This is a genomic window from Haloferax sp. DFSO60 (assembly GCF_046557615.1).
Taxonomy (GTDB): domain Archaea; phylum Halobacteriota; class Halobacteria; order Halobacteriales; family Haloferacaceae; genus Haloferax.
Genome location: NZ_JBKIII010000001.1, coordinates 106592 through 133008 on the forward strand (window position 1 = coordinate 106592; position 26417 = coordinate 133008).

The following is a 26417-nucleotide window of genomic DNA, read 5'->3' on the forward strand; positions in this document are numbered from 1 at the left end:
GACAACAATGGTAAATACAAAATTCTATACGGCGATTTACGTGGTATTGTTCGTCTCGGCGACGGTACAGGTGCTGGTCGAGTTCGCAGGGCTCGATTACTGGATGGCCTTTGGCATCATCATCGCCCTTTCGGCGGCGAAAGCCATCCTCGTCGCAGCCTACTTCCAACACTTGCGCTGGGAGCCTCGTTCGCTCACGTACCTGATTGGAATCGGCCTCACAGGTGCGCTCGCGCTCACGATTGCGGCGTCCTACTCGCTCCTATGACGCCCGCCCAGGAGACCGACAAGGGTACGTCGGTAGCCGTCGCGGTCGGCTACGCGCTGTTGTTCTCGGTTCCAATCGGCGTCGGCGTGACGCTGATGATGACGAAAGTTGTCGCGGGCCCACTCACGAAACCGCTCGTCGTCGGTCCCGGTCTGGTCATCGCACTCGTCGTCTTCGCACTCGTCGTCGCCGCGGCGGTGACTGGCGAGGAGACGATACCAACCGAATCTGCGATGGCCAGCGAAGAACACACCTAAAATCCAATTTTCGACACCTTGGGCGTCCATACCTTCTTGTCGTGTGCAGTGGTAACAGAAGTCATGAATGCAGACTCACTCGTCCTCAGCCTCTCGTTCCTCGCAGTCATCGGCGGGCTTGGCATCCTGCTCGGGTCCGAAGCAATCGGCGCGTCCGAGTTATTCGTCATCGTCGGGGGCGCAGTTACCCTCGTCGGCGTCGCTATCCTCACGGTGACTATCATGCGCCTCCCCGGCGGCCCAAAGAGCGCAGAACACTGAGCCTGCGAACTTTCTTCTCTTTCACAAACTGAAGCCGACGATACCGAGGAGGAACAACGCCGCATACAACGCACTGAGTGCGCCTGCGACCTTCAGATGGTAGACGAAGAGGTCTTCTGATTCGGCTTCGACGGCCTCGTCGTACGCAGACTGCTCCTCGGGAGTCGCGTCGTGTTCTTCACCGACGTGGAGGTCTCTGAGCCGCGCGGTCGTAAACGGCTGGTCGCAGTAAGGACAGCGTGCAACGTCGGTCGCGTCTGCTGGAACCTCCGTCTCGGGGAGGACCTCTCTTTCGAGTCGTTCGTTCAGACTCTCTTCGCTCACGTCACACCAGCTCCCACAGTCGGCTGGGCGACGACCCACAGACTCGTCATCGTGTAGACGACGGTGACGACGACGAAGGGATACTGGCTTCGGAGTGGTTGCAGTCGCCCCGGGAAGAGTTCGAACGAGCGCGTGTGCGCTATCCACACCGACAACAGGTGTCCGAGAACGACGAAGACGAGCTGGAGCGTTCCGAGCCACGAGGGCAGTACGAACACTTGGAGGGTCGCCGGTGGCGACAGCGGATTCAGTGCCACCGCGACGAACACCGGCGAGAGGCCGAACACGTACCCTGCGAAGTGCGCGAGGTGGTATCCGGCGGCGATTGGGACGAGTGCGGGTGCGAACCAGCCAGCGATGTACGTCGCCGCGACGTAGGTGTCGGCGGTCTGTCGCGCAAATCTCGATGCAGCTCGATAGGCCACGAAGAACCCGGCGAACCCACCGATGGCGGTCACGAATGCGACGACCCATGCAGGAACGGGTGCAACTGCGTCGAGGACGCCCTGCCACGCCGTCGTCGCCACCAATCCATCGAACGTCGTCACCCACAAGAGCGCGATGACGAAGGCCACGTCGTCGGGTTTCATGACCTCGCGGTATCGCGCCAGCGCCGACCCGGGAAGCGACACTGAGAGCCCACGCTCTGTCCGTTGAATCGGTGCGAGCAGTCCGTACAGACGAAAAACCCGTGAGACAGGGTCTACGTGGTCGAACCACAGAGTGCCGTAGATTGTCGCCCCAACAATCGTCACAATCGAGTAGGCGACGACGACACCGGCGAGTGCGCGCGGGTCGGACGCCAGCGGACTCACGACTTCGAGCCAGACGAGACCGAGGAGGCCGAACACACTGGGCCACGCACCGAGCGATTCGGGATAGGCCCGGGAGGGTGTCGAAATCGTTCGCTGAATCCAGCTCACGAGCGTCCGCCACGGATTGACGAGCGGCCACACGTCGATGACGAGGTAGGTAAACATCGTGAACCCGGCCCACCAGAACACCCAGACGAGCAGGACACCGAGGTTGACGAACGCGACGCTGGGGCCGAACAGGCCGAAGCCAACGACGGCGAGGAGGACGAGAACGCCACTCACTCGAAGGACTTGCTCGACGACATCGACTGGAAGAGCGATACGGACGCCCTGGCGGACGAACACGCCGAGGGTCTCGTCGTCGGTGACGAACACCGAGACGAGAAAGGACGCGCCGACGATGCCGCCTCCGGCGACGACGACCAACCAGAACGGTGCGGGAACCGAGTTGAGCGACCCTGCGAGTGATCCGGCGTGTGCGGCAACGGGGTCGGCAACGCCACCGAGAAGTACGAAAAAGCCTGCGAGGAGGACGGAAACGCGCACAGCACGCGTCGATTTCGAGCGACCCCGATTCATCGCTCACCTGTTGCAGTCGGTCGGAACACGAGGACGGCGATGGCGACGACGAACACGAGCGTCGAGAGATCGACCGACAGGATGCGAAGCGAACTCAGGAGGCCGGTTCCACCGGCCGCTCCTGCGGTGAACGCCCCGGCGAGCGGGAACGCACACCCGACACACGAGACGAGTCCGAGAACACCCGGAACTGCCGCGCGCGCTGTATCGAGGACCGCCGCGTAGACCAGATACGACAGCGAAAGATAGCCGACGACGTGGTACGGCACGAGCATCACTGAGAAGAACTCACCAGCGTAGCCGATTCGTGGTCCCCAGCCGGGCGCACCGAGGGTAAACTGCCAGCCGTGTGGGTGGTGTCCGGCGGCGTGCGTGGTCCCAGTGAGGAGCGCGTCGAAGTTCACCGAAATCATCCCTGCGAGGCTTCCGAGCAGGAGGAAGTAGGCGACTGCAATCGCTCCAGCGACGAGTTTGACACGTCGCGGTGCAGTCGGCGGGGTGGTCACGAAGACGGCGGCGAGACCGAGGTTTATCCAGACGAACGGATAGAGGATATAGCGAATGTTCTCGACGTGAACTGGCGTTGCGAGTAGGTAGGCCGCGACTGCGAGTACTTCGAACCACGCGAGAACGAGAACCCAACCGAGGGTCGAACGCTGGGGAACGAAGGCAAATCGCTGGTGTTTGGTCGTCATCTCAGAGGAGTCCGAGCAGTCGGAGGCTGACGGTGACGACGAACAGCGCACCAAGGACCCACGACCCGACGAGGACGGCCTGTGAGCGTTTTAGCCCCCAACTCCGTGCCGTCGTGTACGACCCGTAGAAGAGGTAGGTGACGACGGCCAGCACGGTCGCCCCGATGAGGAACGCACCCGCACTGCTCGCCATTTCTGCCGGGATGCCGGTCCCGCCGATGAACAGTACGGCGGCCCCACCGAATCCGAACGCGATAGCCAGAAAGACAAGCGAGAGAACCGCCGGGTTGTCCGTCCATCGGCGCATCGCGTCGCCGAGTGACTCATCTTCTCGCGTCACGAACGCGACTTTGTATTCGCGACGCCCACGCCCGATAAACGCGACGACGAGCGCTAAGAGCACGAGTCCGACGACGAATCCAGCGTAGAGAAATCCTTGTGCCATGTGAACGTGCCTCTCCCATCTATAATCATAGTCAGTGATATTAGATGTTCGCCTCGGGGTTCTCGTGTGTTGGTTAGTCGCACGATATGGGAGGAGACGTATCGCGGCGGCGAAACGTGATTCTTAAGGGTCGCACGAATCACGTAGCGTGTATGAGCGACGAACAGCAGGCGGAGGCCGAACAGGTCGATGAAGAAGTTGAGTCCGGTATTCAGGACGGAGACTTCGTCCGCCTCGCATACACGGTGCGCACCACTGACGACGGCGACGTCGTCGACACCACGAGCAAGGAAGTGGCTGAAGAAGCCGAAATCGACGTCGATGGTTACGAGTTCGAACCTCGCGTCATCATCGTCGGCGCAGGCCACGTCTTCCCCGAAGTCGACGACGCCCTGAAGGGCGCAGAAGTCGGCGACGAAGGCACCGTCGAGATTTCGGCGGCCGAAGCCTTCGGCGAGTACGACGAGGACGACGTTCGCACGGTCAGCGCGAACAAGATCGACGAAGACGACCGCTACCCCGGTGCACAGGTCCAAATCGACGGCGACCAGGGCCGTCTCGAGACCATCATCGGTGGCCGCGCACGCGTCAACTTCAACCACCCACTCGCGGGCAAGGACCTCGAATACGAATACGAAGTCCTCGACATCGTGGACGACCGCGAAGAGCAGGCCGCTGGTCTCCTCGGCATGTACCTCCAGCAGGCCCCTGAGGTCTGGATCGAAACCGACGAAGTCGAAGAAGAGCAGGTCGTCGAATCCGACGACGACGACGAAGACGCCGAACCTGAGACGGAGACGGTCACCGTCGAGAAGGAGACGCTCTACATCGAAGCAACGCCACAGATGACGATGAACCAGCAGTGGCTGTTCTCGAAGCAGCAGATTGCACAGGACGTCATCCAGCGAGTGGGCGTTGACCGCGTTATCGTCCAAGAGACCATCGACGGCGGCATGGGCGGCATGGGCGGCCTCGGCGGCATGATGGGCGGCGCAGCAGGCGCAGACATCGAAGAGGCAATCGAGGACGTCGACATCGACGCCGACGAACTCGCAGCCGAACTCGACGCAGACGAAGAATAATCTCGATTCCGTCGATTCATTCGTTCGAATCGGCGGCTTCTTGCTACTTCACTACGGCCACGTAGCTATGGCTTCGTCTGACGACGCTCCGGACCTTTCGCTCCGCAGTTCGAGCGACCTCAAAGTCGCCCTCGTCGCCGCCGCGTGTACGGTCGGATTGACGCTTGCACTTCAGTACGGCGTGGGAGCGGACGTCCCGCTCATCTACCGTCTCTCACCGCTGGCACCCTACTTCGTCTTCGTCTTCACGCGCGGGGCGGCGCTCTCCGAACGCGCGTGGCAACTCCTGATTTTCGCTGTCTCGCTCGTCACGCTCGGCGTGTTCGCGCTGTAGGAAGAAGCAGACTATGCGATGTCGCGACTGGTGTCCACCGTGACGCGTTCGGACAAGCGCAGTTTGATAGTGTCCTTGAGCGCGTGACCACCGCGGAACTTCGGCACTGCCATCCGATTTTCGACTTCTGAGCCCTCGGTAGAGGTCGAAAGGTCGAACACGATGTCGGCCATGTGTTCTGTCAAGTCACGATTGCCCGGAACTGACTCGCCTTTCAATCCGTGCAGTACGGTCAGCCCTTTCGTGTTGACCATGTGGTTCTGTAACTCGTTGAGGAACTTCCGGTAGCGCATGGTCTCTGCGAGTTCGAGTATATCGACCACGTCGATGATGAGATTCGCACCTTCTGGCAAGTCACGAATGAGTTTGTGCGCCGAATCTAGCGGTGCATCGCCACCGACGTCGCGGACGGTCGGACTGCCAGACGGACCAGGGAAGCGTTCGATAGCGTCTTGCACTGCGATTTCTGACCGAAGCGTCGTCAACCAGAGCGTCCCGCGTGTGGCGGTGAGTTCGTACAAGAAGAGTTCTGATTGACTGGCAGGGTCCGCAGAGAGGAGGACGACGCTCCCGGCGGGGATGCCGCCCCCGAGTTGCCGGTCGAGTACGTCGATACCGCTTGCCAGCCGTCTCATACAGGTTTCAATGAATGTCTTTCATATTAGCCCTTCTGGGCGAATTTCGGCCACAACCTCTTTATACGCCCCCCTGACGCTTGCATCTGAGAGTACTGGAGACTGCCCTTCAGGGACGGAACCAAGCACCGGGGCACCGATGAGGTCGCCGATTGCGTCTGGTGCGATTCGTGACCGCGAGACGACTACGCCGATGACAGGGGTGCCGACTGCACGCGCCATCGCCGCCGTCTTTGCGGCGTCGCGCAATGTCGGTGCGCAGAGTTGGGTGACAACGAGGACGCCGTCAGCGACCCGGAGGGGGACAGCGGCATCCGGGCCTGCACCCGCGGGACAATCGACGACGGCGGGCACCTCGTCCTCAGCAATGGTCCGAAGCCATCGCTCGAAGGCCTCGTCGTCGGCCCCACGTGGTGCGGGGAGAATTGAGATAGATGGCTCTGTGGGATGTGACTTCACACGCGGAAACGTCCGTTCGTCGCGTTCGACGCCCACCATCGAGTGCAGGTTGGGCATGTCTCGGTCGGCATCGACGGCGACGATTGTTCCTTCTGTCGCCTGTGCGATTCCGACAGTCGTGGTCGTCTTCCCACTGCCACCTTTGCCGCCCGCGATTGCCAACATAGCACGGGCTGGTTCCGGCTTCCTACTTGAATCTCAGGAGAAGATGGGCGCGCTTAGTCTTTACAGCAACCGCCTGCTTCGCCACCGAAATCGACGGCGAGCGGTTCAGATATTGCCTTGTTGACCTTTTCGAGTTCGCCGACCATCTCGGCTTGCGCGAGAAGGTACTCTTTCATGACCGGAATCGAGTGGAGTTCCTCTTGTGCGGCCTGTACCTTCTGGAGGTCCTCTTGTGTCGCATCGCCGAGTTGGCGAGCGACGTTGAACTCCTCGCGGAGTTGGTTGAACTCGGAGATTTTCTCCTGGGCTTCTTCGTGGTCTTCGACCTTGGCTTTCGCTTCCTCGTACTGTTTGTACGTCGGATGTTCGGCGATGACTTCGCCCAGTTCGCGCCCGAGTTCTTCGAGCCGCGTCGTCTGCGTGCTCATACCCGCGAGTTAGGAAGCGAGCAATTTCAACCTGCCGAACGGCGAACTAGACGTGCGCTTCGACGAACGAGACGGCGTCTGCGAGTTCGCCCGGGCTCACGCCGTGCGGTGCGTCGTAGGTGTTGAACGTCACGTTCACGCCGAGTTCGGAGAGTCGCTCTGCGGCGCGCTCTGCTCTGAACGAGGGGATGATTTGGTCCATCGACCCTGCGGCGATGAAGACGGGCTTGCCCGCGACTCCATCGGGTTCGAGGTCGGCGTGCGACTCGGCGAGATAGCCGTGGAGCGCAACGACCCACGCGTAGTCGTCGGGGTCGTCGAGCAACAGCGAGAGACTGGTAATCGCTCCTTGGCTGAACCCGAGAAGCCCGACTCGCTCGGGGTCGATATCGTACGCCTCGATTGCGCCCTCGATGGACTCTCGGATGAGTTTTCGCGAGCGCTCGAACTGTTCGCCGTCCGGTTGGCTCTCGTGCAACCCACCTGCGGAGAGGTCGAGGTCGTACCACGTGTAGCCACCGTGGAGTGTGTCGGGAGCGCGGAGACTGACGACGTGAAGCGTGTCGGGGAACTGCTGTGCGATTTGCAAGAGGTCCTGTTCGTTCGACCCGCGCCCGTGGAGTAGGACGACGGCCGGGGCAGGGCCATCGGTTTCAGATTGCGGCTCGACGTGAACGTGTTCGAGCGGAAGCTCGGTCATGGCCGACGCTATGGCGTCGTGGGGCTTCAATACCCGAGTGACAACGGCGTAACCGGGTGACGGGTACGAGTACCCGCTCAGTCGGTCGGCTTCGGGCGTCGAACGCCGAGTACTGCGCCGCAACTCTTGCACATCCAGAGGTCGTTTCGTTCTCTCCCGACCATCACGCCGCGTTTTCGAATCGTCTTCACTTCCGGAACCGATTTCCCGCGGAGGATGTCGTCTGCTCCTCTGATGGGTTCTCCACAGGCAGGACACTCTGTCAGTTCGGTCTCTTCAGTCGCTTCGTGGATATGTTCTGTATCGCCAGTATGTGTATCGGTATCCATGTGCATACTGTACGTGTGCCAACGAGTAATCATCTGCGGTGGACGGGGGAGATCGCGCACGAGCGCGCTGTCTTCATTACGAACCTGTTCGACACTCGTCGAAGGCGCTTCGGTGTCTCGAAGTTGACTCGAACACCCTCGAAATTTGCCGGTGTGTGGGCGTGTGACGCCCCTTCGCCCGGAAGCGCCGTCGTTAAACCTCTCCATCCGCAACAAGGCTCCAATGAGTCAGGACGCCTTATCCGACGGGGACCTCAGAAACACTGGGATGTCCCTCAAACACGACCGTGAGTGGGACTACGAACTCGAACGAATCATCGAAGCCATCGAAGAGCGCGACGCCAAGCGCGTCGGTCTCCAGTTCCCCGAAGGACTGAAGCGCCGCGGCCCGGCTGTCGCCGACGACCTGCGCCAACTCTGTGACGACGACGTGACCTTCCTCCTGTCGGGTCAGCCGTGTTACGGCGCGTGCGACCTCGACACCTACCTCATGCGCCGAACCGACGTGTTCGTCCACTTCGGCCACTCGCCCATGAAAGAGTCGGACAAAATCATCTACGTCCCGCTCTTTTCCAACGTGGACCCCTTCCCGATTATGGAAGAGTCCCTCGACGAAATCGAGGGCGACGAGGTTGGTCTCGTCACTACCGCCCAGCACATGAACCGCTTCGAAGAGATGTGTGAGTGGCTCGAAGAGCGCGGCTACACCGTCCAGACGCGCAAGGGCGACGACCGTCTCACCTTCGAGGGTCAGGTACTCGGCTGCAACTACGCATCTGCCGACATCCCCGCAGACGACGTCCTCTACGTCGGCGGCGGCAAGTTCCACCCGCTCGGGCTGGCGATGGAACACCCCGAGAAGAACGTCGTCATTGCCGACCCCGTGAACAACGTCGTCACCATCGCCGACACGCGCAAGTTCATGAAACAGCGCTATGCATCCGTTCACAAGGCGATGGACGCCGAGAAGTGGGGCGTCATCTTCTGCACCAAAATCGGCCAAGGTCGCATGGAAATCGCCGAGGAAATTCTCGAAAACAACGACAACGCCTACCTCATCACGATGGACGAGGTGACCCCGGACCGCCTGCGCAACTTCAACATGGACGCGTTCGTCAACACCGGCTGTCCGCGTATCACCACCGACGACGGCCCGCGCTTCCACAAGCCGATGCTCACACCGCAAGAGTACCGCATCGCCGTCGGCCAAGAACCTCTTGACGCGCTCGAATTCGACACGTTCCACGGCACGTGGTAACCTGATCGGGCGTCCTGTATCAGCCAAAACTTCTATTTGGGCTGACTTTTCTTCTGATGTATGGTCCCTTCACGAAGCGCCACGATTGCGGGGCTTGGACTCGCTTCCGTCCTCGCATTCGTCGGCGTCGCTTCCGCACAATCGGTCCCGATGGGGTCGGTCGAGACGGCCTCCCAACTGTCGCCCACGATTCGGGCCGCGATTACGTTCATCGTTGACCTCGTCGTCGGTGGCATTCTCGTCGCCGTCGCACCACGCTATACCGAAAACTCCATCGCCAAGATTCGTGACGACCCCGGCGGGTCGTTCATCTGGGGACTGGGCATCGGCATCGGCGGCGCGCTTTTGATTCTCGCGCTGTTTCTGACTGTCATCGGTATCATCGTCGCCATCCCACTCGGCCTCGCGTTGGTCATCCTCGGCGTCGTGGGCGGTGCAATCGCCACCGTCCTCCTCGGGTCGATTCTCGCTAATCCGGTTTCGGATAGGATGCCATCGCTCGGCCTGTCACTGGTCATCGGCGCACTTGCAGCCGCCATCCTCTCTGTCATCCCCGTCGTCGGCGCGCTCGTGATGTTCATCGTCGATACCATCGGGCTGGGAATCGTCAGCCGCGAACTCTATCGGTCGTGGTCCTCCTGAGCGACGTACTCAGCCTCTTCGGCCAACTTGCCCGGGTGGTTGCTATCTTTTTCGTCGCTGGATTCGTCCTCGTCTCGGTCACTCCCAATACGCTCGACCAGCAGGCCAGCTATCTCAACGACCATTCGCTCGCCTCAGCAGGAAACGGATTCGTCTTCCTCGTCGCGTGTGGTGTCGTACTTGGCCTTCTCAGTACGGTATCGAACGCTCTTGCGGGCGTTGGTGTCGTCTTCATATACGCGGCATTCGTCGTCGGCGCGGTGGTCGCCGCAGTCTCACTCGGAATTCGAATGCTTCCGACGCGACCGCTCAGACATGCGTTCGTCGCGGGTGCAGCCGTGATGACGATAGTCGGGCTCGTTCCACTTGCGGGACAACTGTTCGTGTGGTTTCTCTCGCTCGCGGGGATCGGAACAATCGTGGTCGAAACAAAACAAGGCGTGCGTTGAGACCGGTTTCACCACTCACGTCACCACAACATTGACGGCCTTCTCTGGAGAACCGGAGACATAGATGCCGACGACCCACCTAGCTGTTCTCGGACTCGATATCCAGCGGGTCGTCACCCCGCTCGAAAACGGCCGCGTGACGGCTGACCGGGCTTGCGTGGTCCGCGACGTTGCCGACCCCGAGCTGGGACACGACCCAGCGGCGTCCACACCCGGACGACCGCGAGTACACGCACACGCGGCACAACAGGTCATCGACGCGCTTTCGACCCACATCGGCGACCCCGACGAAGCGCGCCTTCCGTTCAACGGCTCTTATGCCGACCTGTACGCCGCAACGACCACCCTCCTCCGCGAGACTGCCGAAGATGGCGCTGTCAGCGTCAACCTCGCCGCCGCCCCGCCGCAAGTCGGCGCGGCGTTCTACGGCGCGCGAACCGCGCTCGTCGAACAGGGCACAGTCGCGCGTGACGAAATCTCGCTGTGGACCGTTCCAGCCACCGAGTACCGTGACCTCGCGGCTATCGACACGCTCCGGACCCTCGCGGCGGACGCCGAAGACACACTCGACACGTTCTCGTCGTTCGAAGCGACGGCGGACGGCCCTGTTGCGAATGCTGTTGCCGAACCACTTCGAATCGCCCTCGACGACCTCCAGTTCGCACTCGACGAGGCGACCGGAACGTCAACCAGTTCGCACCGACGCACTGCTCGCCGACCCCCCGCGAGCAACGGGTCGGCCCTGAACTCGATGACCGCGTATCTCGGGCGCGCACGCGACCAACTCGCGACGCTCGTCGAACCCGACCAACCGACACCCGACCCAGAGAACACCCGCGACCCCTACGCACTGCTCGATGCGTTCGACGATTGGCTCGAAGCCGAACTCGGATTGCTCTCGCAGGTCGATGAGGACCCACACGAACTCGTCGAACGCTTCCGTGAGAGCTGTGAAGCGCGCTTCGGCAAGTTCGAAGACGATGCGACTGTCTCGCTGTTCGCCTCGCTCGACCGATTCGAAGCACACCTCGAATCGTATCTGCGGGTGCGAGCCAAACTCGGGACGGCCCACGAAGCAGTCATCTCGAAGACGACAACACTCGCTTCGGAAGTCGATGCGGCGACCGACCGCCTCGCTGAACTCGACTCTGACGGTGCGGCAGTCGGGACGACGGTCCAGTCGCTCGATGCGCACTCGCTCGCCCCATTGAGCGACCTCGAAGCGACAGTTCTCCACGTACTCTCGACCAGTCCGCCGCGCTCTCGCCAGCGCACCCGTCGGGCGGTTGCCGCACTGCTCCGCGAGCGTGCAGAACACCACGGTATCGTTGCAGGCGCACGCGAAGAGGACGAACGCTCCGCATTCGAGGAATTCTGTGTCACTATCGCACGTGACTCGAACACCGGTGACGAGTTCGAATCGGAACTCGCGCGCAACCTTCGCTCTCGGTTCGACGTTGCGGTCGAGGGATTGTTCGCACATGGATACGTACAGACGAGAGCGCGCGAAACCGGCCGTGACGCGCTCGAACTCGCACCCGCAGGTCGTCTGTGGTCCGAAACGTCTGACGAGGAACTGCTTCGAGAAACTGCTATCGACGACCTCCTTCGAGACTGCGTCGAGCGCGCCGACGACTAAACGTTCGATTCGATGTGTTCGACGGCTTCTTCCGGCGTTTCACACGCTTCGAGCCAGTCGCTCGAACTGATGCCGCGTGTTCGGATTCCGGAGATTGGACGGTCGAACACCTGGGCGTAGCCGATTTCTGAGAGCGTTCCACCAGCACCGTCGATAGCGATGACGGCATCGCCGTTCATCACGACCAGCGCGTTGCGCGCGTGGTTCAATCCGGTGGCGATGGTGATATCGACGTACTCGTTCGCGGCCGCTCGGTCTTCACCGGGGAGGATTCCAATGGTCGTTCCATCGGCTTCTTTCGCGCCGCGGCAGACGGCTTCCATTACACCACCGAGGCCGCCGCAGACGACGGTGTGGCCGCGCTGGGCGAGTAACCGACCAACGTCTTCTGCGAGTGTCTCGACTGGCTGTGGGACGACGCTTCCGCCGATAACACTCACGCGCATCTGTCACCGACCTCCGTCTGCGAGGGCTGGTCTATCGTCAGGGGCATACCACGGTCCAGCATCCGAAGTAGGATAAAAGGGGACCACGCTGACAACTTGATGTGTCGGCTACCAGTCGTCTGCAGGGTACCGTTCGCCTTCGAGCGGCGAAACAGGTGCCCATTCACCACAGGCGCGCATCGTTTGAGCCATCGAAGAGAAATCCGCTGTTTTCTTGTGGGGTGCTGACATGGAACAATGAATGCGGTAAGACACTAAATAGCTTTGCTGGATACTAGGTTATATTACCAATAGCTCTCAGAATGTTATTGTGGCATATAATGACATTATATTTTGGACAAACGGACACGGGCATGTGCCGAGAGCGCAACGTTTAGTCCCTTCCCGTGTCCACACGTCGTTATGACAGTAAGCGACTGGAGCGACTGGCTCCCGCGAGCGGTCGAGGATGCCGACCCCGAGACCGTGGCCATCTGGTATCTGGGCTGTAATGGCTTCGTTCTCAAAGGGAGCGAGGGAACGACGATTTTCATCGACCCGTACGTCGGCATCGGGAGTCCGCCACGGACGGTCCGGATGGTTCCCGTCCCGTTCGACCCCGAAGACGTGACCGAAGCAGACGCCGTACTCGCCACGCACGAACACACTGACCACGTTCACGGACCGAGTCAAGCACCCATCTTGGAGAACACGGGCGCGACGTTCGTCGCACCCGACGACTCGCTGTCTGTCGCCTTCGACGACGAAGCGTGGTTCGACGACTACGACCTCTCGGAAGACCAGTTCGAGGAAGTTACCGAGGGTGACACCATCGAAATCGGCGAGTTCACCATCCACGTCGAACCCGCGTACGACCCCGACGCGACGCATCCGGTCTCCTACGTCTTCGAACACGAGTCGGGAACGTTCTTCCACGGCGGCGACACCAAGCCCGCCGAGGAGTTCACCGACATCGCCGACCGCTACGATATCGACCTCGGCGCCCTCGCCTTCGGGACGATTGGTAACATCGCGGACAAGCAGACGGGCGAGCCGGTTCGCACGAAGTGGTACAACGACGAGAACCAGATTATCGAGGCCGCGAGCGACCTGGAACTCGACCGCCTCCTTCCCTCCCACTGGGACATGTGGAAGGGCATGACCTCCGACCCCAAAGTACTCCACCACCACGCCAAGAGCTTCGAGTCGCCGAAATCGCTCGAAATCGTGGAAATCGGTGACCGCGTAGACCTTTAACCACTCGAACACGATTTTCCAAAAATCGAGAATTCAAAAATCGAGTGACGACGCCGGGGTGGGTACGACTCCCCCGGTTGTTTTATAATGTCTGTCACGGAAAAGGCGCGCATGAGCCATTCGTCTGAGGAAGTCGTCTCCGTCTCTGACGGCGACGTGACGGTAGAGAAAGTATACGCTGCCGACGAATTCCCGGTCCCTGCCATCAAGTTCGAAATCGCCTCTACACTCGATGAAGAGGCCCGAATTCGAATCATCGACCGAATCCCCGAGTCGTTCCCGATGGAGAGCGTCGGATTCCATCCCGACTTCGAGAGCGAGAGTTGGACCGCGTACAAGGACCACCGCGTCGAGTACGAACGAACGCTCGGCCCCGGTGAAGAGATCGTCACCGTCTACGGTATTCGACTGACAGACGGCGAATCACCCGACTCTTTCTTGACCGAACCGACGCTCGAACGCGTCCCCGTCGACGACGGTCTCGACCCGGACGATATCGACGACATTCTGGGCGAAGACCGGAGCCAACTCGTCCGCGACGTCCTCGCGGGCAACCGCGACCCGATTGGCGGCGACGAGGAAGCCGACAACTTCGACCGTGGCGACGGAGACGCGTCCGGCCCCTCTGACGACGACCTCGCGAGTGCATTTGGCCGCGCTGACGGTGACGTCGAAGACGACGAAGACACGAACGACGCCGACGGCGCTGAAATCCTCGACGAGAGTACGGATTCGGACGATGTTGCAGACGCCGCAGACACGGACGAGGTTGTAGACGACACCGACGTCGAAGCAGACACCGAAGACGTCCCAGTCGGCATCGACGCGGACGACGACGCCGAACTCATCGATACAGAAGATGCCGACGAGATTGAAGCACCCGACGCTGACGAACCGATTGCCGTCGGCAGTGCCGAAGAAGATGAGGAAGCCGAAACCGCGGAAGAAGCCGAAGAATCGCCAATCGAAGACGACTACGTCGATGCCGAACAGGAACTTCTCGACGACGATGATGAAGAAGTCGAATCGGACGTATCCGACGCCGAAGAGACAGAACCGGTCGCCGCCGAACCAGACGTGGACGAATCCAGCGACGATTCGGTTCCTGTCTCCCAGCCTGTCGTCGAAGGAAGTCTCGCGGCCGCACTCGCCGCAGAGATTCGTGATGGGAACGTCGCCGACGACGATTTAACAGTCCTGCGCGACGCGGTTGCGACCGAAGAACAGCGAACCACGGACGTCCGTATCAGTCACCTTCAGTCGCGCGTGAGCGACCTTGCGGCCTACTCCGATGCACTCGCTGCGTTCATCGACGAAGAAGGAACTGGCGAGGAACTCATCGAGGGCTTCCGCGCCGAACTCGCCGACGTCCAAGAGGATATCGACGCGCTCGACACCATGGTCGAAGATGCTGTCGAATCGGTCGATGATACCGCCTCGCGTCTCGAATCTGTCGAAGAGACGCTCGCCGACGTAGACGCGCGCGCCGACCGCACCGAGTACCGCTTGACCGACCTCGACGAAGACTTCGAAGAACACGCCGACCGGTTGGACGACCACGACGAGATGTTCGACGAGTTCGTCGAACGAATCGACGACCACGACGGTCGCATCGAAGAAGCACAGAACCACATTCAAGCCGGTTCGACCCGCCTCGACTCGGTCGAAGAGACGGTCTCGGAACACGGAGACGGCATCGCTTCGGTCGAAGAAACACTTTCGGAACACAGCGAGAATATCGACGCAGTCCGCGAGCAACTCGACGACTTCGACGCTCGTGTGACGGACGTCCTCGACCGCATCGATGCAGTCGATTCCAACGCAGAAGAGGCACAGCAGACCGCCGAGAACCTCCACGAGGAAATTGGCGAAATCCGCGAGGACATCGCGTCGCTCGACGGTGATGTGTACGAGGCACGCTCGGCAATCGAATCCGACGTCGAAGACCTCCAAGGTGACGTTGACGACCTGAACGAGGCGGTTGCAGAACTCGATACCTTCCGCGAGCGCCTCGCCGGTGCCTTCGGAACTGGCATGGGCGGCGCACCGGGCGACGAGTAACTTCCCGAAACGCAACCTGTTTAGCGCACCAGTTCGACCATCCGATGATGACAGAGACGGTGCGCGTCGCTGTTCCACGTAAGGGACGCCCCCTCGAAGCGGTTCTCGAACGGTTCGCCACGACCGACGAGGCCGCAGAGGTGGCGGACGAAATCACCTCGACACTCCGGTTCGAGAAATCCGTCACGAAGGGCCATACCCATCCAGACGCAGACGTCTACCAGCGTCTGTCCGAATACAGTGACCTCTCAGACCCCGCGGCTCCGGAGTACACACTCCTCAGAGACGACCGTGAGGGGATGCCACGTCGCATCGTCTTCGACAGTGTCGAACTCGAATACGACGAGGTGACGATTCATCTCGTCGGCCGCGAAGAGCCGTTTCGCGCGCTTCGAACCCATGAATTCGGCCTCGGGTTCGACAGCGCAGACCTCGTTCTCGAAGAGGTCGTCAAACTCCAACCAGAGGGACTCGAAAGTATCGCCGACATCAACGCCCGAATCGACCCGATGGACACCGACGTCCGGGTCGTCTCCGGTCTCGGCGATACGGTCTATCACACGCTGATGGCCGACCCTGAGATTCTCCCACCGAAGTCGAATCTCGACCGCGATTTCGTCGCCGACTACGCGGGTGACCTCTGTATCTCCCCACGCTACGAACGCCTCGTAGAGGCCGTCCTCGGCACGCGCTGTCTCGATGACGTCTCTTTCGTCTACCCCGAAGAGGGACCGGAAGAGGAAGCGTCGATTGCGGACACCGGCCTCGGTGTCTATCTCACGATGACCGGTTCGACGGCGCGCGATTTCGGTCTCGTCCTCGGCGAACACCTCTTCCCGAGCGAGACGGTGCTGATGGAGAACGTCGCGGAGGCGACAGAGGCCGCCGAAGCCGTCAAGGAAATCGTCGCCGGGCCGGAGTTAGAGACGGCGCTCAAAATCTAACTGCTCGGTCTCTCCAGACTTATTCTTCCGACGTTCCGCAGAACACCAGCGTCGAGAGCGTTCGCGCCTGAATTCCGTCTTCCGTGAGCGCAAGCACCGTCGTCGAATTGTTGCAGTCGAATCGTGATTCGGCAATCGTAACTGATGCACCGTCACCGGATTCGCGTGTGAGTTCGGCGATAACGTGGTGCGGTTCGGTCAACACCACCTGTAAGCGTGCATTCGGCTCGATACGGTAGTCGCCACCAAAGACCACCGTTCCCTCCTCTGTCGTGAGGTTGAACGCTACCTCTGCTGTCGATTCTGTCACATTCGCGACTGTCACGGCGTGTGGTTTCGTCCCCTCAGAGTCTGGCAGCGAACCGTTGCCAAGTGTTACGAGCGATGGTCTCTCTTCTGTGATGAGAGACGAACACGCGAACTCCTCGTTTGGACCTTTTGTGACTGTAATTCCGCCATCATCTGGTGTAATCGTCGTCTCCCACTGTGGCACTGTCCACCGTGGGTTACAGACGAAATCCTCGGGTGTAATCGTCTCTCTCGTACTGGCTCCAGACTGTCTGTCGGTTACCGATAGATCGTACTCGGCAGGAACCCGGAATACGAGGTCAACCTCTGCATCACCCTGTATTTCGTACGTTTCGCTGTGGCCGGGGACGAGTTCCGGCGACACGTCCAGACCAACGACCCAGGGGGTTTCGGCGTCGTTCTGGAGGTGAACGTGGTGTGTGCCCAGTGTGGTGTCACCTTCGAGTGCGTCCCCGCCGACGACTGCCGTCAATCGCTTTCCCGACTCGACGATAACGGCCTCGACCGTCTCTGGTGTCGGTGTCGTAGTCGGGTCATCGATGTCGCCAGTCCCCGCACTCGCCGTACAACCAGCGAGAGTGGCAGTCAGTCCCAATCCGATACTCGACAGGAGGGTTCTTCTGTGCATATCCGTCGTACCAGTGAAGCTGACTTACCTCTCTGTGAGAGTCAGACAGCTCTTTGAGTCCATACGACGGCCGCCGTGAGAGCTATCGTCAGTGCGACACCGACACCGAGGACGAGCAACCCCGGCCCGTTGAGATACCCCGAAACGAGCGACTGCCAGATGGGTTCGACTGTCCGAGGTGCTGTCCACTGCGCAGGCTGAGGCGCACGCCTCGTCCACAGTGCTTGGACGAGGACGCTTCCAATCGCAGCGAACCCGACCCCTCCGAGGAGCGTTCGAAGCCCGGATTCGAGGCCCGACTGCGTTTCTTCGGCCCCGACGAAGAGAACGACCGCCGAACTCGTCGGCCCGTAGACCGCCATCTCCCGGCCTTGCGCTGATACCCACGTTGTGACTTCTTCGATAAGGCCCGCGTCAGTGAGCCGGTCGATATGGTAGCCAACTGTTTGGAGCGTCGTCTCTAGTTCGTCGGCTAATTCGGACGCAGGACGCGGCGTGTCGTAGACTGAGGAGAGCAACTGCCTCGCTGTTGCTGAGGATAAGACTGCGACGAGCGTATCCGCCTCTGCCTCGTCGAGCGCGACGAGATGCGGGTCGAGGGCGCGTTCGTCGACCGATTCTGCAATTGGCTTCAACGGGAGCAGTGAACTCACGGCTTCGCGCGAACTACTGTCTGAGTCACTAAAGACCTGCGCAAGGGTCAAAGACGACTTTGAGTCTCTCTGAGGCAATCAGTAAATCTGGAAGCTCAGCGTTTGCCACTGCCGACTGATTGGATATAGCGACACTCAGTTTATGGATTGGACATCGAACACAGGTTTCGTGTCTCAGATGAGCGAATAAATGTTGGATTCGTAGGTTTCACGCACTCTATCCCCCCAATTGTGGGTATAGGTGTCGATGATGTCGCCACCGACGTCGCCACGGAGATACTTGACGATACCACGGTCACCGGTTCGGTCCCGAAGGTGAGTCGTGAAGAAGTGCCGGAAGTAGTGCGGGGTGACGTTCTCTTCTCTATCGCCACCAGCACGATACCAGCCTGCTGATTCGGCGTGTCCAGTCACGATGTGATGGACAGCGTCGGGGGTGAGGCGCTCTCCCCACCCGGATGCGGTGCCGACGAAGAGCGGGTCCGCTGGAGAGGTCGTATCCGGTCGAATCGCCAGCCAACGGAGCAATACAGTCTCTAATTCGTCGTCTACCGGAACCACCGTCGAGCGTTTTCGCTTGTTCGAGGCGGTTCGCTGCTCGCCGTTGGAAATACTCCCGACGCTTGGCTCGGAATCGACGTAAATCGACGGCCCGCGGCCATCCAGCGCCGGTCTGTTCGAAACGCCAGTGAGGGCTCGGTCTTCGCTCAGCGACACGTCACGAAGGTCGAGGTTGCACAGTTCGCCGACACGCATCCCCGTTTTGAGAAGTGCGATAACGAGTGCGTGGTCCAGTGGATGGTGTATCTGCCGGGCGAACTCCCGCATTTGCGCGACTGAAATCTCCCTCCGTGCGGGGTTGGAGTCGATCTTCTCGTCCATCTCTTCCATCACGAGCGCCATCGGATTGGAGTCGAACGCGCCGACTTGGGCCATGTAGGCGTAGAACCGGTGGAGATAGGAGGCGTAGGTCGCAATCGTACTGGACGAAACGTCCCGGTTTCGGAGGGTGTGAATCCACGCCATACAGTCGCGGTGGCCCGCTTCATCGACGGATTTGGCCGTCCCTGCGGGGTTCTGTGAGGGGTTCTCGACGAACGATTCGAACGCTCGAAGCACTCGCTCGTAGGCGCTCCGCGTTCGGTCTGACTTCCCGTGGTAGGTCATATCCTGTAGAAAATACCCTACAGAATCCTCGATATCTGCGGGTTGTTCAGCGGCCATCTTCCCCGACTAAGGTGTACCCACCATGGCGACCACTGTACACAACTCTCCCCGACGACTGCAGCTCTTGGAGTGTCGATTCGAGGCGGTCTTCGATGTCGTCTGTGAGCGCCGAGACGAGGGCGTCCCACGAGAGGTGAGGCTCGTCTTCGAGTGCGTCGATAACCCGAAACGAAAGCTCGCCATTATTTCTCCCATTCTCTTCTTGATTTGAACGGCCATTCTGGAGGCCTGTTTCACCCCCATCAACCCCCGGAGTTGCGGCCCCATCATCGCCCTTCGAAGGGATGGTAAATTCGCTCCGACCAGCCTGTACCATAGTTCTGACAAATTCACTCTGGCTCATCCCCAATTGGTCGGCGTGTTCCTTCCAACGTGCCTTCTGATAGGAGGGAACGTAGGTCTGGACCACGGTTCGGTCGCCCTCGTCGCTCATGGTCGAGCATCAAGGGGGGCGATATTCAATCTACTGGCACTGTTTGGGATAAGTGACCTTATACGAAGATGTACAATCAGATTTAGATGCTAATTCGGTAGTTATTCGGAAACATGCAGTCGTGAAATCGGAGATTTGATAGCACAATTCAGAATATATATTTGGCCGCTCTCGGTGCCGAATAGTGGCGATTCGAGCAGATTTGGAAATTATGTTGTTTTCGAAAAGACACATTTGCCTCATATACTTCTCACTTTTGGAATCAACCTCAGTAATCAGATGGTCATTTACATGGCTATTACCCTTGGAGTAACAGCCCCAACAATGGCTTCCACGGGGTTCGTTATTCCATTCATTTTAGGTATGAATGATTACTATTTGGGAGAGTGATGTAGTTCTCGGCTCGAATCTATTCTGTACTAAACTGGCCGAAATAATCGCAGATGTATTCGTCTTCTTAGGTGGCGGAATATAGTCTGGCTTCGATGCGAATTCTCGCCCACTATATCCAGTAAAATTTTCTTGTTCAATTAGAATAAACGACGCTGAATTAATCAAATTGATTCCATAGAGTAGATTGGATGATGCTGAATGTAATCTCTTGAAAAAATACCTCGGTATTCTCGACAGAACCCATCGTTGAGTGAACCAACCTCTCGCTAATTTTTGTCGTCGGTATTGCACAGCACTTGTGCTACCGTGCCGAATCTTCATTCGCTATTTTGGTCTCTGTTGGTTCGGAATATCTGACTCAAAACACCGCCCCAGCGCGGGTATTTCGAACCCTGCTCAGAGGCGCTCAGGCGCGCCCTCAGCGGCCTCCCCTCGAAGTGCGAAGCAATACACATTCTGGGGCTTGGTTCCCCCTCCGGCCGCCTGTTGTGCATCTCGATTTCTACGGGTCTGCTCACGAACAGCAGTTGTCGTTGCTGTATCGAATCGTGGACTATCGAGTTTACCTCAGCTGGGGAACCTACCACTACAACAAGTTCCAGAAGGCCCGTTCTCTCACTCTCTATCCCTGTGGTTTTGCCGACGAAAGGGTGGTCTCCTTTTCTCGACCTGGTTTTCCAACTACTGTGATCGAGCCTTCGACGCTGCGCTCATCTCTGGAGTTGGTTTCTCCAGAAATCTCTGCTTAAATGCTGAAAACAGACTCGATGACTACTCTAACGCTAGAATTTCGGTTTTTGTTCTCGTCGCAACAGCGACTTGTATATTGCATGTCGCTATATTGAATGTGGTTAACGCAGCGAATTTATTTTGTGGTTCTGAGACCGTCAGAGTCGATAGTTGCTACCTCGAGTTGACGCTGTCTTCCCCTGGAGCGAGTTATGCGTAGGGACTGCAACGTGGCGGTGGAAGTAACCGAGGTGAACAGAACCTACAAATAGCGAACGCCCGTCTGAATCAGTATGGAGTCCACTTTCCACATTTGCTGGCGTTGGCATGTGTCTCGGGAAGTGGACAGTCTCGCGCTCAGAATGTGACGGGCCTCACCCGCAGATTCTGCCGCGTTGCTCACTCGCTTTCCTGATTGCACCGACCTCCGAGTGACAACCCCCATCAACGACACCCATGCCAACAGCAGACGATTTCACTGTAACACCCTACGCCGTCGAAGGCGACATCGACTACGACCGACTCCTCGAAACGTTCGGGGCCGACGCCCTAACGCCCGAACAGAAAGCACGCTTTCCCACCCCTACTCACCCGCTCGTTCGCCGTGACGTGTTCTACGCAGAGCGGGACGTAGACCCATTCCTCGACGCCGCAAACGACGGACTGCGACACTCTATCGTCACGGGTCGTGGTCCATCGGGACCGATGCACATCGGCCACGTCTTCCCGTTCTACTTCGCAAAATACCTCCAAGACCAGACCGACGCACTCGTCTATATCCCGTTCTCTGACGACGAGAAGTACTTCCTCAAAGACAAGCCCATCGCGGAGGTTAGCGACTACACTCGCGAGAACCTCTTGGACGTGCTTGCGGTCGGCTTCGACCCCGAAAAGACTCGAATCGTTATCGACACCGCGGACGCCGACGTGGTGTACCCGCTCGCAACTGCCTTTGGGAAGGAGGTGACTCAATCCACCGTGGACGCGACGTACGGAGAACCGGAGAACATCGGCCTCTCGTTCTACCCCGCTGTTCAGGCGACCCACCTCCTTCTCCCACAACTCGTCGAGGGCCGTCACCCGACGCTCGTCCCGATTGCCGTAGACCAAGACCCTCACGTTCGCGTCTGCCGCGATATCGCGGCCAAACAGCGGTACGACGTGAACAAACCCGGCGCTCTCCTCTCGAAATTCCTCCCCAGTCTCGCTGGGCCGGGCAAGATGAGTTCGTCCGCCGACGCACCGAGCATTCTCCTCTCAGACGACCGCGAGACAGTCTTCGAGAAGATTCGAACCCACGCCTTCTCGGGTGGCCAGACCAGTCTCGATGCACATCGCGAACAAGGTGGAAATCCGGAAATCGACGTCTCCTACCTCTTTCTGTACTACTTCTTCGAGGAGAGCGACGAGCGCGTCGAACGATTGGCACGCGAGTACCGAGACGGGGAACTTCTGAGTGGCGAACTCAAAGAGATTGCGGCAGAGAAAATCGCCGACTTCCTCGACACACACCACGCACGCCGAGAGCAACTTGGCCCGCTCGAAGCCGAACTCGAACCGTATCGGTTGACACAGACTGAGCGACGGGCCGCACGGAAACGAGTAGGGTACCCGGACGACGCGCTCGTTCAGCAGTAGGTCCGGCCCAACTTTCGCTTAGATATGCACCGGTTCGACGAGGTCCGGCGCGTCGTTCGCTGGACTGTTCACCCGCGTCGAAACCGGATAGGCGGTCAACCCGTCGTCGGGATACGTATCGAGGAGTGACCGGGCGTCGTCGGCGTCGCCGTGGAGCCACGTCTCTTCCTCGTCGGGCGCGAGGATGACTGCCATTCGGTTGTGGAGTTCTGAGATGAGGTCGTTCGGTTCGGTGGTGATGACGGTAAACGTCTCCAGCGGTTTCGCCTCACGGGCGGGATTCCCACCGTCGAATTCGCTGAGTCCTGTCTGTTTGGTACTCGGTGTCCAGCGCTCCCACAACCCTGCTATCGCGAAGGGACGGTCGTCTTCGAAGGCGACGCGATACGGTTGTTTTCCACTCCCTGCTTTGGCCCACTCGTAGAACCCGTCTGCGGGAACCAGACAGCGACGCGATTCGTAGGCGTCTGCAAAACTTCGCTTTTCCCGCACCGTCTCCGCGCGGGCGTTGATGAGTTTACTCCCGACTTTCGCGTCGTTCGACCACGGGGGAACGAGTCCCCACTTCATGAACTGGAATTTGTTGGGCTCGGCGCTCGTGATGACGGGGAGGTGTTGTCCTGGCGCGCAGTTGTATCGCGCCTCTATCGGGCGGGTTGTCTCGGCGTCGAACCGTTCGCGGAGTTCACCGGTAGAGGTAAACAACGAATAGCGACCACACATGTCTCAACATTGGTTCTCGGTGGCAATAAACGCCCGCGAGGTGGCCCGACTGCGACGGATTTAGGGTCTGCCGTGACCGCGTTCTGGTATATGCGAATCGAGAACAGTTTCATCCCTGTCCGTGGTGTGGGTGCGCGGACGGAACGAAACCTCTGGAAAGCAGGGGTGACACACTGGGATGAGTTCGACCCTCGACACGTCGGCGCGAAGACCGGCGACCGAATCGAATCCTACATCGCCGAAGCACAGACCCACCTCGACGACGGTGATGCACACTTTTTCGGCGAGTCGTTTCCGTCGAATGAGCGCTGGCGTCTGTACGAAAACTTCCGCGACGAGACCTGCTTTTTCGACATCGAGACTACCGGCCTCTCGCCCGACCGCGACAAGGTGACGACGGTCTCGTTCTACCAAGACGGCGAGACGACGACGCTCGTTCGCGGCGATACCTTGACTGCAGACGCCCTCCGCGAGCAGTTCGCGGACGCGACACTCATCTCGACGTTCAACGGTGCGCGATTCGACGTGCCATTCCTCGAAACGTCGTTCGACCTCTCTCTCGACATTCCGCACATCGACCTCATGTACCCGTGCAAGTCGCTTGATTTGAGCGGCGGACTCAAGCAAATCGAGAAAGACATCGGCATCGAACGCGACCGACCAGATATCTCCGGGCGTGACGCGGTTCGTCTGTGGCGAGAGTACGAACGCGGCGACGAATCGTCGCTCGAAACCCTGGTTTCCTACAACCGCGAGGACACGGTGAACCTCCAGCGACTCATGGAGACGGTGACAGACCGCCTGCACCGCCGCGCGTGGGGCGACCTCGGAACCGACCTCTAACTCAAACTGAACTACTTAGTGCGGACCACCGCCTTTTTGCTGTTTCACTCCATCGCGGCGCACATGGGGACTCATTCTGCGTCCGACGACGCCGCTTCGTCCACTTCGGGCGCGGCACAATCGTCGGATGCTGCAGGTGCGGACGTCGAGGCAGTCGATGGCGAGGACGCAGCAGTCAATCAAGCGACCGACGGTGGAGATGCGAACGAGGATACCGACGCAAACGGCGACGAGACGGTTCCGCACGTCGAACTCGACTTGTACCAACTTTCGGTTCGTGTCAGCGGCCAATCGACTGATTCGCTCGACGACGTCGAAGCATCTGCGAAAGGGCTCATGGAATTTCTCATTCAGGAGGCCAAGCAACTCGAAGACGACCCCGACACGCGTGGGTTGAGCTAACGTTTCTCTCTTGTTTTTGGCAAACCTAAACGCTCAAGAGTAATCGCCGATAACCGCGCCTAATGAGTGCTTACACCTTTGACGACCTCTCGGTCGTGATGGGGACCTACAACGAAGAGCAAGCGATCGGTTCGGTCATCGCCGATATCGACCGCATCACCGACGGCCGTGCCGAAGTCGTTTGCGTCGATGGTTCTGACGACCGAACACCCGAAATCGCCCGAAAGATGGGCGCTCGCGTCATCGAACAAGAGCCACAGGGCTACGGTGTCGCGGTCAAAGAGGCTGTTTTGACGCCCGACCGCCCCGTCGTCGTCACGACCGACTGCGACGATACCTACCCGATGGAGTTCCTCCCGAGATTTCTCGAACTCCTCAACGAAGGCTACGACGTTGTCTCAGGTGACCGAATCTCGCCCGGTGCCGAGACGATGCCGACGCTCAATCGCTGGGGCAATATCGGCTTTGCAAAACTGGCGAGTTTCCTGATGGGGGCGACGGTCCACGATACGACGACTGGCATGCGTGCCTATCGCCGTGACCTTCTTCACGACATCGAGTGGACCGAAAATACCGGTCTCTCGGCAGAACTTCTGCTTCGCCCCGCGATGCGCGGGTACAAAATCGCCGAGGTTCCTATTCCCTACCGTGAACGCGCCGGTGAGACGAAGCTCGACCCCTTCAGCGGCGGCGCGGCGATTGCAAAGTCCATCGTCAAAGTCTGTCTCCAAGAGCGTGCCCGCCGGTAAGTTCAGTCACTTTCGCGGTCGTGCATAGAGTCACCATACTGCACGCGATTCATGCGTGATTCTCTCGAATTCTCTGTATGCACCGCCGTCATTTTCTCGCCTCGTGCGGGTGTCTCGCTGGTCTCGCTGGGTGCCTCGGGAGCGACCCGCCAGTCGCCGGAGAGAATACGGCGAATGGTGGCGGTTCGACCGGCAAGACCGGCGACGAATCGGTCGCACGTGCGGGTGCGTTCGACCTTCCAATCCCCGAAGACGAACTTCGACGCGGTGCCCCAAAAGACGCGATTCCTGCGATTACATCCCCTTCCTTTTCGACCGACTGGACCGGATTCGACGAGGTTGCGGTCGAACTCGAAGACTCGTTCGAAGTCGTCGGTGTCGAACTCGATGGTATTGCCAGAGCGTACCCACTCGCTGTCCTGAACTGGCACGAAATCGTCAACGACACCTTCGACGGCCGTCCCGTCGTCGTCACGTATTGTCCGCTCTGTGGCAGTGCCGTCGTCGCCGACAGAGTCGTCGCGGGCAATACCGTCTATTTCGGCGTTTCTGGATTGCTGTGGATGTCCGACCTCGTGATGTACGACGACCGGACGAACTCACTGTGGAGTCAGGTTCTCGCCACGGCAATCCGGGGTGAACGCACCGGAGACCGACTGTCGCTCTTACCTGCGACTCTCTCGACGTGGGGCGAGTGGAAGGATTCACACCCAGATACCGAAGTTCTCGTCCCGCCGCCAGTCTCGGGCACGATTCGTGGGCGACAGACTCGGCGATACGAAGTCAATCCCTACACCAGCTATCAGCAATCGAGTTCGATTGGTATCGGATTCAACGACGACGTGGACGAGCGACTCCATCCGAAAACGTCTGTCATCGGAATCTCGGTCGATGGCGTTGCACGGGCGTACCCACTCGATACAGTTTCGAACGAAAGTGTCGTCAACGACCGAGTTGGTGACCTTCCGGTCGTCGTCGCGGCATCTGCCGACGGGTCGCTCGTCGCCTACGTACGACGCGTCGATGGCGAAGATATCGAGTTCGAACGAGACGAGTCTCGATTGGTCGGCGGCGGGTCGAACTGGGATTTACTCACCGGGCGGGCACTCGATGGCGCTCACGAAGGAGTCACACTCGCGCGTGCGAACGACCGCTCACAGATGTTCTGGTTCGCGTGGGCTGATTTCAATCCGGAGACAGAGATTTACGGGGAGTGAGCTATCGTCTCCAGTTGCTCTC

The 26417-nt window shown here is 59.5% G+C and carries 33 protein-coding genes; 17 read left to right on the forward strand and 16 right to left on the reverse strand.

Features of this window, described 5'->3' with window-relative positions:
* Nucleotides 1-7 precede the first annotated feature (7 nt).
* The 3 genes from ACK509_RS00490 to ACK509_RS00500 all read left to right on the forward strand — a co-directional run bounded on the left by ACK509_RS00490 (nucleotide 8) and on the right by ACK509_RS00500 (nucleotide 786).
* A complete protein-coding gene (locus ACK509_RS00490) occupies nucleotides 8-268 on the forward strand; it encodes a cytochrome C oxidase subunit IV family protein (RefSeq protein ID WP_410764489.1) in 261 nt (86 codons plus the stop codon).
* Nucleotides 265-525, forward strand: coding sequence for a hypothetical protein (locus tag ACK509_RS00495; protein ID WP_410764490.1), 261 nt, complete (start codon nucleotides 265-267; stop codon nucleotides 523-525). The genes ACK509_RS00490 and ACK509_RS00495 overlap by 4 nt, the downstream gene beginning before the upstream one ends.
* Before the next feature lie 63 nt (nucleotides 526-588).
* The gene (locus ACK509_RS00500; protein WP_410764491.1) at nucleotides 589-786 is read left to right on the forward strand and encodes a hypothetical protein; all 198 of its coding nucleotides are present in this window, start codon (nucleotides 589-591) and stop codon (nucleotides 784-786) included.
* 21 nt (nucleotides 787-807) lie between these two features.
* On the opposite strand, the gene ACK509_RS00505 is transcribed toward ACK509_RS00500, so the two are convergent.
* Genes ACK509_RS00505 through ACK509_RS00520 form a run of 4 tightly spaced genes read right to left on the reverse strand, consistent with a single transcriptional unit; the run spans nucleotide 808 to nucleotide 3644 of the window.
* On the reverse strand, nucleotides 808-1110 hold the full coding sequence (locus ACK509_RS00505) for a hypothetical protein (protein ID WP_410764492.1): 303 nt from the start codon (nucleotides 1108-1110) through the stop codon (nucleotides 808-810).
* The gene (locus ACK509_RS00510; RefSeq protein WP_410764494.1) at nucleotides 1107-2504 is read right to left on the reverse strand and encodes a hypothetical protein; all 1398 of its coding nucleotides are present in this window, start codon (nucleotides 2502-2504) and stop codon (nucleotides 1107-1109) included. The genes ACK509_RS00505 and ACK509_RS00510 overlap by 4 nt, the downstream gene beginning before the upstream one ends.
* Nucleotides 2501-3199, reverse strand: coding sequence for a hypothetical protein (locus ACK509_RS00515; RefSeq protein ID WP_410764496.1), 699 nt, complete (start codon nucleotides 3197-3199; stop codon nucleotides 2501-2503). Before ACK509_RS00515 ends, ACK509_RS00510 begins: the two co-directional genes overlap by 4 nt.
* Nucleotide 3200: 1 nt before the next feature.
* Complete coding sequence (locus ACK509_RS00520; RefSeq protein WP_410764497.1) at nucleotides 3201-3644, reverse strand: hypothetical protein; 444 nt, start codon at nucleotides 3642-3644, stop codon at nucleotides 3201-3203.
* 152 nt (nucleotides 3645-3796) lie between these two features.
* Between ACK509_RS00520 and ACK509_RS00525 the strand changes: the two genes are divergently transcribed.
* Both ACK509_RS00525 and ACK509_RS00530 read left to right on the forward strand, forming a co-directional pair.
* A complete protein-coding gene (locus ACK509_RS00525) occupies nucleotides 3797-4726 on the forward strand; it encodes an FKBP-type peptidyl-prolyl cis-trans isomerase (protein ID WP_410764498.1) in 930 nt (309 codons plus the stop codon).
* A gap of 67 nt (nucleotides 4727-4793) precedes the next feature.
* On the forward strand, nucleotides 4794-5060 hold the full coding sequence (locus ACK509_RS00530) for a hypothetical protein (protein ID WP_410764499.1): 267 nt from the start codon (nucleotides 4794-4796) through the stop codon (nucleotides 5058-5060).
* An 11-nt stretch (nucleotides 5061-5071) separates the two neighbouring features.
* Here ACK509_RS00530 and ACK509_RS00535 read toward each other — a convergent pair whose 3' ends face one another.
* From ACK509_RS00535 to ACK509_RS00555, 5 genes are all read right to left on the reverse strand, one after another.
* Nucleotides 5072-5695, reverse strand: a complete 624-nt coding sequence (locus tag ACK509_RS00535; protein WP_410764500.1) for an RAD55 family ATPase — start codon at nucleotides 5693-5695, stop codon at nucleotides 5072-5074.
* Between the two features lie 21 nt (nucleotides 5696-5716).
* Nucleotides 5717-6319, reverse strand: coding sequence for a MinD/ParA family protein (locus ACK509_RS00540; RefSeq protein ID WP_410764501.1), 603 nt, complete (start codon nucleotides 6317-6319; stop codon nucleotides 5717-5719).
* A gap of 53 nt (nucleotides 6320-6372) precedes the next feature.
* The gene (locus ACK509_RS00545; RefSeq protein WP_410764502.1) at nucleotides 6373-6747 is read right to left on the reverse strand and encodes a YlbF family regulator; all 375 of its coding nucleotides are present in this window, start codon (nucleotides 6745-6747) and stop codon (nucleotides 6373-6375) included.
* A 46-nt stretch (nucleotides 6748-6793) separates the two neighbouring features.
* Nucleotides 6794-7447 carry an alpha/beta hydrolase gene (locus ACK509_RS00550; RefSeq protein WP_410764503.1) on the reverse strand — a complete coding sequence of 218 codons (654 nt, stop codon included), beginning with the start codon at nucleotides 7445-7447 and terminating at the stop codon, nucleotides 6794-6796.
* A 77-nt stretch (nucleotides 7448-7524) separates the two neighbouring features.
* Nucleotides 7525-7776: a hypothetical protein gene (locus ACK509_RS00555; protein WP_410764504.1), complete on the reverse strand. Its 252-nt coding sequence runs from the start codon at nucleotides 7774-7776 to the stop codon at nucleotides 7525-7527.
* A gap of 223 nt (nucleotides 7777-7999) precedes the next feature.
* Between ACK509_RS00555 and dph2 the strand changes: the two genes are divergently transcribed.
* The 4 genes from dph2 to ACK509_RS00575 all read left to right on the forward strand — a co-directional run bounded on the left by dph2 (nucleotide 8000) and on the right by ACK509_RS00575 (nucleotide 11764).
* Nucleotides 8000-9034, forward strand: coding sequence for a diphthamide biosynthesis enzyme Dph2 (gene dph2, locus ACK509_RS00560; protein ID WP_410764505.1), 1035 nt, complete (start codon nucleotides 8000-8002; stop codon nucleotides 9032-9034).
* 60 nt (nucleotides 9035-9094) lie between these two features.
* Entirely contained in the window at nucleotides 9095-9676 is a 582-nt protein-coding gene (locus ACK509_RS00565) for a hypothetical protein (RefSeq protein ID WP_410764506.1), read from the forward strand.
* Nucleotides 9664-10125 carry a hypothetical protein gene (locus tag ACK509_RS00570; RefSeq protein WP_410764507.1) on the forward strand — a complete coding sequence of 154 codons (462 nt, stop codon included), beginning with the start codon at nucleotides 9664-9666 and terminating at the stop codon, nucleotides 10123-10125. Before ACK509_RS00565 ends, ACK509_RS00570 begins: the two co-directional genes overlap by 13 nt.
* 64 nt (nucleotides 10126-10189) lie before the next feature.
* Nucleotides 10190-11764 (forward strand): hypothetical protein, encoded by a 1575-nt coding sequence (locus tag ACK509_RS00575; protein ID WP_410764508.1) that lies wholly within the window; start codon nucleotides 10190-10192, stop codon nucleotides 11762-11764.
* On the opposite strand, the gene ACK509_RS00580 is transcribed toward ACK509_RS00575, so the two are convergent.
* A complete protein-coding gene (locus ACK509_RS00580; RefSeq protein WP_410764509.1) occupies nucleotides 11761-12210 on the reverse strand; it encodes a TIGR00725 family protein in 450 nt (149 codons plus the stop codon). The two genes, ACK509_RS00575 and ACK509_RS00580, sit on opposite strands and share 4 nt — an antisense overlap.
* Nucleotides 12211-12318: 108 nt before the next feature.
* Nucleotides 12319-12441, reverse strand: coding sequence for a hypothetical protein (locus tag ACK509_RS00585; protein WP_410764510.1), 123 nt, complete (start codon nucleotides 12439-12441; stop codon nucleotides 12319-12321).
* 171 nt (nucleotides 12442-12612) lie between these two features.
* On the opposite strand from ACK509_RS00585, the gene ACK509_RS00590 reads away from it, so the two are divergent.
* The 3 genes from ACK509_RS00590 (at nucleotide 12613) to ACK509_RS00600 (ending at nucleotide 16451) form a co-directional block, all read left to right on the forward strand.
* Nucleotides 12613-13446 (forward strand): MBL fold metallo-hydrolase, encoded by an 834-nt coding sequence (locus ACK509_RS00590; protein WP_410764511.1) that lies wholly within the window; start codon nucleotides 12613-12615, stop codon nucleotides 13444-13446.
* Between the two features lie 111 nt (nucleotides 13447-13557).
* Nucleotides 13558-15507: a hypothetical protein gene (locus tag ACK509_RS00595; RefSeq protein WP_410764512.1), complete on the forward strand. Its 1950-nt coding sequence runs from the start codon at nucleotides 13558-13560 to the stop codon at nucleotides 15505-15507.
* A 47-nt stretch (nucleotides 15508-15554) separates the two neighbouring features.
* On the forward strand, nucleotides 15555-16451 hold the full coding sequence (locus ACK509_RS00600; RefSeq protein ID WP_410764513.1) for a hypothetical protein: 897 nt from the start codon (nucleotides 15555-15557) through the stop codon (nucleotides 16449-16451).
* Between the two features lie 19 nt (nucleotides 16452-16470).
* Here ACK509_RS00600 and ACK509_RS00605 read toward each other — a convergent pair whose 3' ends face one another.
* The 4 genes from ACK509_RS00605 to ACK509_RS00620 all read right to left on the reverse strand — a co-directional run bounded on the left by ACK509_RS00605 (nucleotide 16471) and on the right by ACK509_RS00620 (nucleotide 19701).
* A complete protein-coding gene (locus tag ACK509_RS00605; protein WP_410764514.1) occupies nucleotides 16471-17388 on the reverse strand; it encodes a hypothetical protein in 918 nt (305 codons plus the stop codon).
* A 41-nt stretch (nucleotides 17389-17429) separates the two neighbouring features.
* Entirely contained in the window at nucleotides 17430-18041 is a 612-nt protein-coding gene (locus ACK509_RS00610; protein ID WP_410764515.1) for an ArsR/SmtB family transcription factor, read from the reverse strand.
* A 174-nt stretch (nucleotides 18042-18215) separates the two neighbouring features.
* Nucleotides 18216-19265: a tyrosine-type recombinase/integrase gene (locus ACK509_RS00615; protein WP_410764516.1), complete on the reverse strand. Its 1050-nt coding sequence runs from the start codon at nucleotides 19263-19265 to the stop codon at nucleotides 18216-18218.
* Nucleotides 19255-19701 (reverse strand): DUF5805 domain-containing protein, encoded by a 447-nt coding sequence (locus ACK509_RS00620; RefSeq protein WP_410764517.1) that lies wholly within the window; start codon nucleotides 19699-19701, stop codon nucleotides 19255-19257. The genes ACK509_RS00615 and ACK509_RS00620 overlap by 11 nt, the downstream gene beginning before the upstream one ends.
* 1578 nt (nucleotides 19702-21279) lie before the next feature.
* On the opposite strand from ACK509_RS00620, the gene ACK509_RS00625 reads away from it, so the two are divergent.
* A complete protein-coding gene (locus ACK509_RS00625) occupies nucleotides 21280-22461 on the forward strand; it encodes a tryptophan--tRNA ligase (RefSeq protein ID WP_410764518.1) in 1182 nt (393 codons plus the stop codon).
* 18 nt (nucleotides 22462-22479) lie between these two features.
* On the opposite strand, the gene ACK509_RS00630 is transcribed toward ACK509_RS00625, so the two are convergent.
* Nucleotides 22480-23184 carry an SOS response-associated peptidase gene (locus ACK509_RS00630; RefSeq protein ID WP_410764519.1) on the reverse strand — a complete coding sequence of 235 codons (705 nt, stop codon included), beginning with the start codon at nucleotides 23182-23184 and terminating at the stop codon, nucleotides 22480-22482.
* 90 nt (nucleotides 23185-23274) lie between these two features.
* On the opposite strand from ACK509_RS00630, the gene ACK509_RS00635 reads away from it, so the two are divergent.
* The 4 genes from ACK509_RS00635 (at nucleotide 23275) to ACK509_RS00650 (ending at nucleotide 26395) form a co-directional block, all read left to right on the forward strand.
* Nucleotides 23275-24027, forward strand: coding sequence for a ribonuclease H-like domain-containing protein (locus ACK509_RS00635; protein WP_410764520.1), 753 nt, complete (start codon nucleotides 23275-23277; stop codon nucleotides 24025-24027).
* A gap of 63 nt (nucleotides 24028-24090) precedes the next feature.
* Nucleotides 24091-24429 carry a hypothetical protein gene (locus tag ACK509_RS00640; RefSeq protein ID WP_410764522.1) on the forward strand — a complete coding sequence of 113 codons (339 nt, stop codon included), beginning with the start codon at nucleotides 24091-24093 and terminating at the stop codon, nucleotides 24427-24429.
* 62 nt (nucleotides 24430-24491) lie between these two features.
* A complete protein-coding gene (locus ACK509_RS00645; RefSeq protein ID WP_410764523.1) occupies nucleotides 24492-25178 on the forward strand; it encodes a dolichyl-phosphate hexose transferase in 687 nt (228 codons plus the stop codon).
* A gap of 77 nt (nucleotides 25179-25255) precedes the next feature.
* Complete coding sequence (locus ACK509_RS00650; RefSeq protein ID WP_410764524.1) at nucleotides 25256-26395, forward strand: DUF3179 domain-containing protein; 1140 nt, start codon at nucleotides 25256-25258, stop codon at nucleotides 26393-26395.
* The last annotated feature ends 22 nt before the right edge of the window (nucleotides 26396-26417 follow it).

Excerpts from the sequence above, each read along its gene's own strand:
- ACK509_RS00630 (WP_410764519.1), bottom strand. The coding sequence starts at position 23,184 with ATGTGTGGTCGCTATTCGTTGTTTACCTCTACCGGTGAACTCCGCGAA.
- ACK509_RS00645 (WP_410764523.1), top strand. The coding sequence starts at position 24,492 with ATGAGTGCTTACACCTTTGACGACCTCTCGGTCGTGATGGGGACCTAC.
- ACK509_RS00575 (WP_410764508.1), top strand. The coding sequence starts at position 10,190 with ATGCCGACGACCCACCTAGCTGTTCTCGGACTCGATATCCAGCGGGTC.
- ACK509_RS00625 (WP_410764518.1), top strand. The coding sequence starts at position 21,280 with ATGCCAACAGCAGACGATTTCACTGTAACACCCTACGCCGTCGAAGGC.
- ACK509_RS00535 (WP_410764500.1), bottom strand. The coding sequence starts at position 5,695 with ATGAGACGGCTGGCAAGCGGTATCGACGTACTCGACCGGCAACTCGGG.
- ACK509_RS00590 (WP_410764511.1), top strand. The coding sequence starts at position 12,613 with ATGACAGTAAGCGACTGGAGCGACTGGCTCCCGCGAGCGGTCGAGGAT.
- ACK509_RS00555 (WP_410764504.1), bottom strand. The coding sequence starts at position 7,776 with ATGGATACCGATACACATACTGGCGATACAGAACATATCCACGAAGCG.
- ACK509_RS00635 (WP_410764520.1), top strand. The coding sequence starts at position 23,275 with ATGCGAATCGAGAACAGTTTCATCCCTGTCCGTGGTGTGGGTGCGCGG.
- ACK509_RS00510 (WP_410764494.1), bottom strand. The coding sequence starts at position 2,504 with ATGAATCGGGGTCGCTCGAAATCGACGCGTGCTGTGCGCGTTTCCGTC.
- ACK509_RS00600 (WP_410764513.1), top strand. The coding sequence starts at position 15,555 with ATGACAGAGACGGTGCGCGTCGCTGTTCCACGTAAGGGACGCCCCCTC.
- ACK509_RS00595 (WP_410764512.1), top strand. The coding sequence starts at position 13,558 with ATGAGCCATTCGTCTGAGGAAGTCGTCTCCGTCTCTGACGGCGACGTG.
- ACK509_RS00565 (WP_410764506.1), top strand. The coding sequence starts at position 9,095 with ATGGTCCCTTCACGAAGCGCCACGATTGCGGGGCTTGGACTCGCTTCC.
- ACK509_RS00495 (WP_410764490.1), top strand. The coding sequence starts at position 265 with ATGACGCCCGCCCAGGAGACCGACAAGGGTACGTCGGTAGCCGTCGCG.
- ACK509_RS00525 (WP_410764498.1), top strand. The coding sequence starts at position 3,797 with ATGAGCGACGAACAGCAGGCGGAGGCCGAACAGGTCGATGAAGAAGTT.
- dph2 (WP_410764505.1), top strand. The coding sequence starts at position 8,000 with ATGAGTCAGGACGCCTTATCCGACGGGGACCTCAGAAACACTGGGATG.
- ACK509_RS00500 (WP_410764491.1), top strand. The coding sequence starts at position 589 with ATGAATGCAGACTCACTCGTCCTCAGCCTCTCGTTCCTCGCAGTCATC.
- ACK509_RS00545 (WP_410764502.1), bottom strand. The coding sequence starts at position 6,747 with ATGAGCACGCAGACGACGCGGCTCGAAGAACTCGGGCGCGAACTGGGC.
- ACK509_RS00585 (WP_410764510.1), bottom strand. The coding sequence starts at position 12,441 with ATGTCAGCACCCCACAAGAAAACAGCGGATTTCTCTTCGATGGCTCAA.
- ACK509_RS00615 (WP_410764516.1), bottom strand. The coding sequence starts at position 19,265 with ATGGCCGCTGAACAACCCGCAGATATCGAGGATTCTGTAGGGTATTTT.
- ACK509_RS00540 (WP_410764501.1), bottom strand. The coding sequence starts at position 6,319 with ATGTTGGCAATCGCGGGCGGCAAAGGTGGCAGTGGGAAGACGACCACG.
- ACK509_RS00550 (WP_410764503.1), bottom strand. The coding sequence starts at position 7,447 with ATGACCGAGCTTCCGCTCGAACACGTTCACGTCGAGCCGCAATCTGAA.
- ACK509_RS00640 (WP_410764522.1), top strand. The coding sequence starts at position 24,091 with ATGGGGACTCATTCTGCGTCCGACGACGCCGCTTCGTCCACTTCGGGC.
- ACK509_RS00605 (WP_410764514.1), bottom strand. The coding sequence starts at position 17,388 with ATGCACAGAAGAACCCTCCTGTCGAGTATCGGATTGGGACTGACTGCC.
- ACK509_RS00490 (WP_410764489.1), top strand. The coding sequence starts at position 8 with ATGGTAAATACAAAATTCTATACGGCGATTTACGTGGTATTGTTCGTC.
- ACK509_RS00620 (WP_410764517.1), bottom strand. The coding sequence starts at position 19,701 with ATGAGCGACGAGGGCGACCGAACCGTGGTCCAGACCTACGTTCCCTCC.
- ACK509_RS00580 (WP_410764509.1), bottom strand. The coding sequence starts at position 12,210 with ATGCGCGTGAGTGTTATCGGCGGAAGCGTCGTCCCACAGCCAGTCGAG.
- ACK509_RS00520 (WP_410764497.1), bottom strand. The coding sequence starts at position 3,644 with ATGGCACAAGGATTTCTCTACGCTGGATTCGTCGTCGGACTCGTGCTC.
- ACK509_RS00650 (WP_410764524.1), top strand. The coding sequence starts at position 25,256 with ATGCACCGCCGTCATTTTCTCGCCTCGTGCGGGTGTCTCGCTGGTCTC.
- ACK509_RS00530 (WP_410764499.1), top strand. The coding sequence starts at position 4,794 with ATGGCTTCGTCTGACGACGCTCCGGACCTTTCGCTCCGCAGTTCGAGC.
- ACK509_RS00515 (WP_410764496.1), bottom strand. The coding sequence starts at position 3,199 with ATGACGACCAAACACCAGCGATTTGCCTTCGTTCCCCAGCGTTCGACC.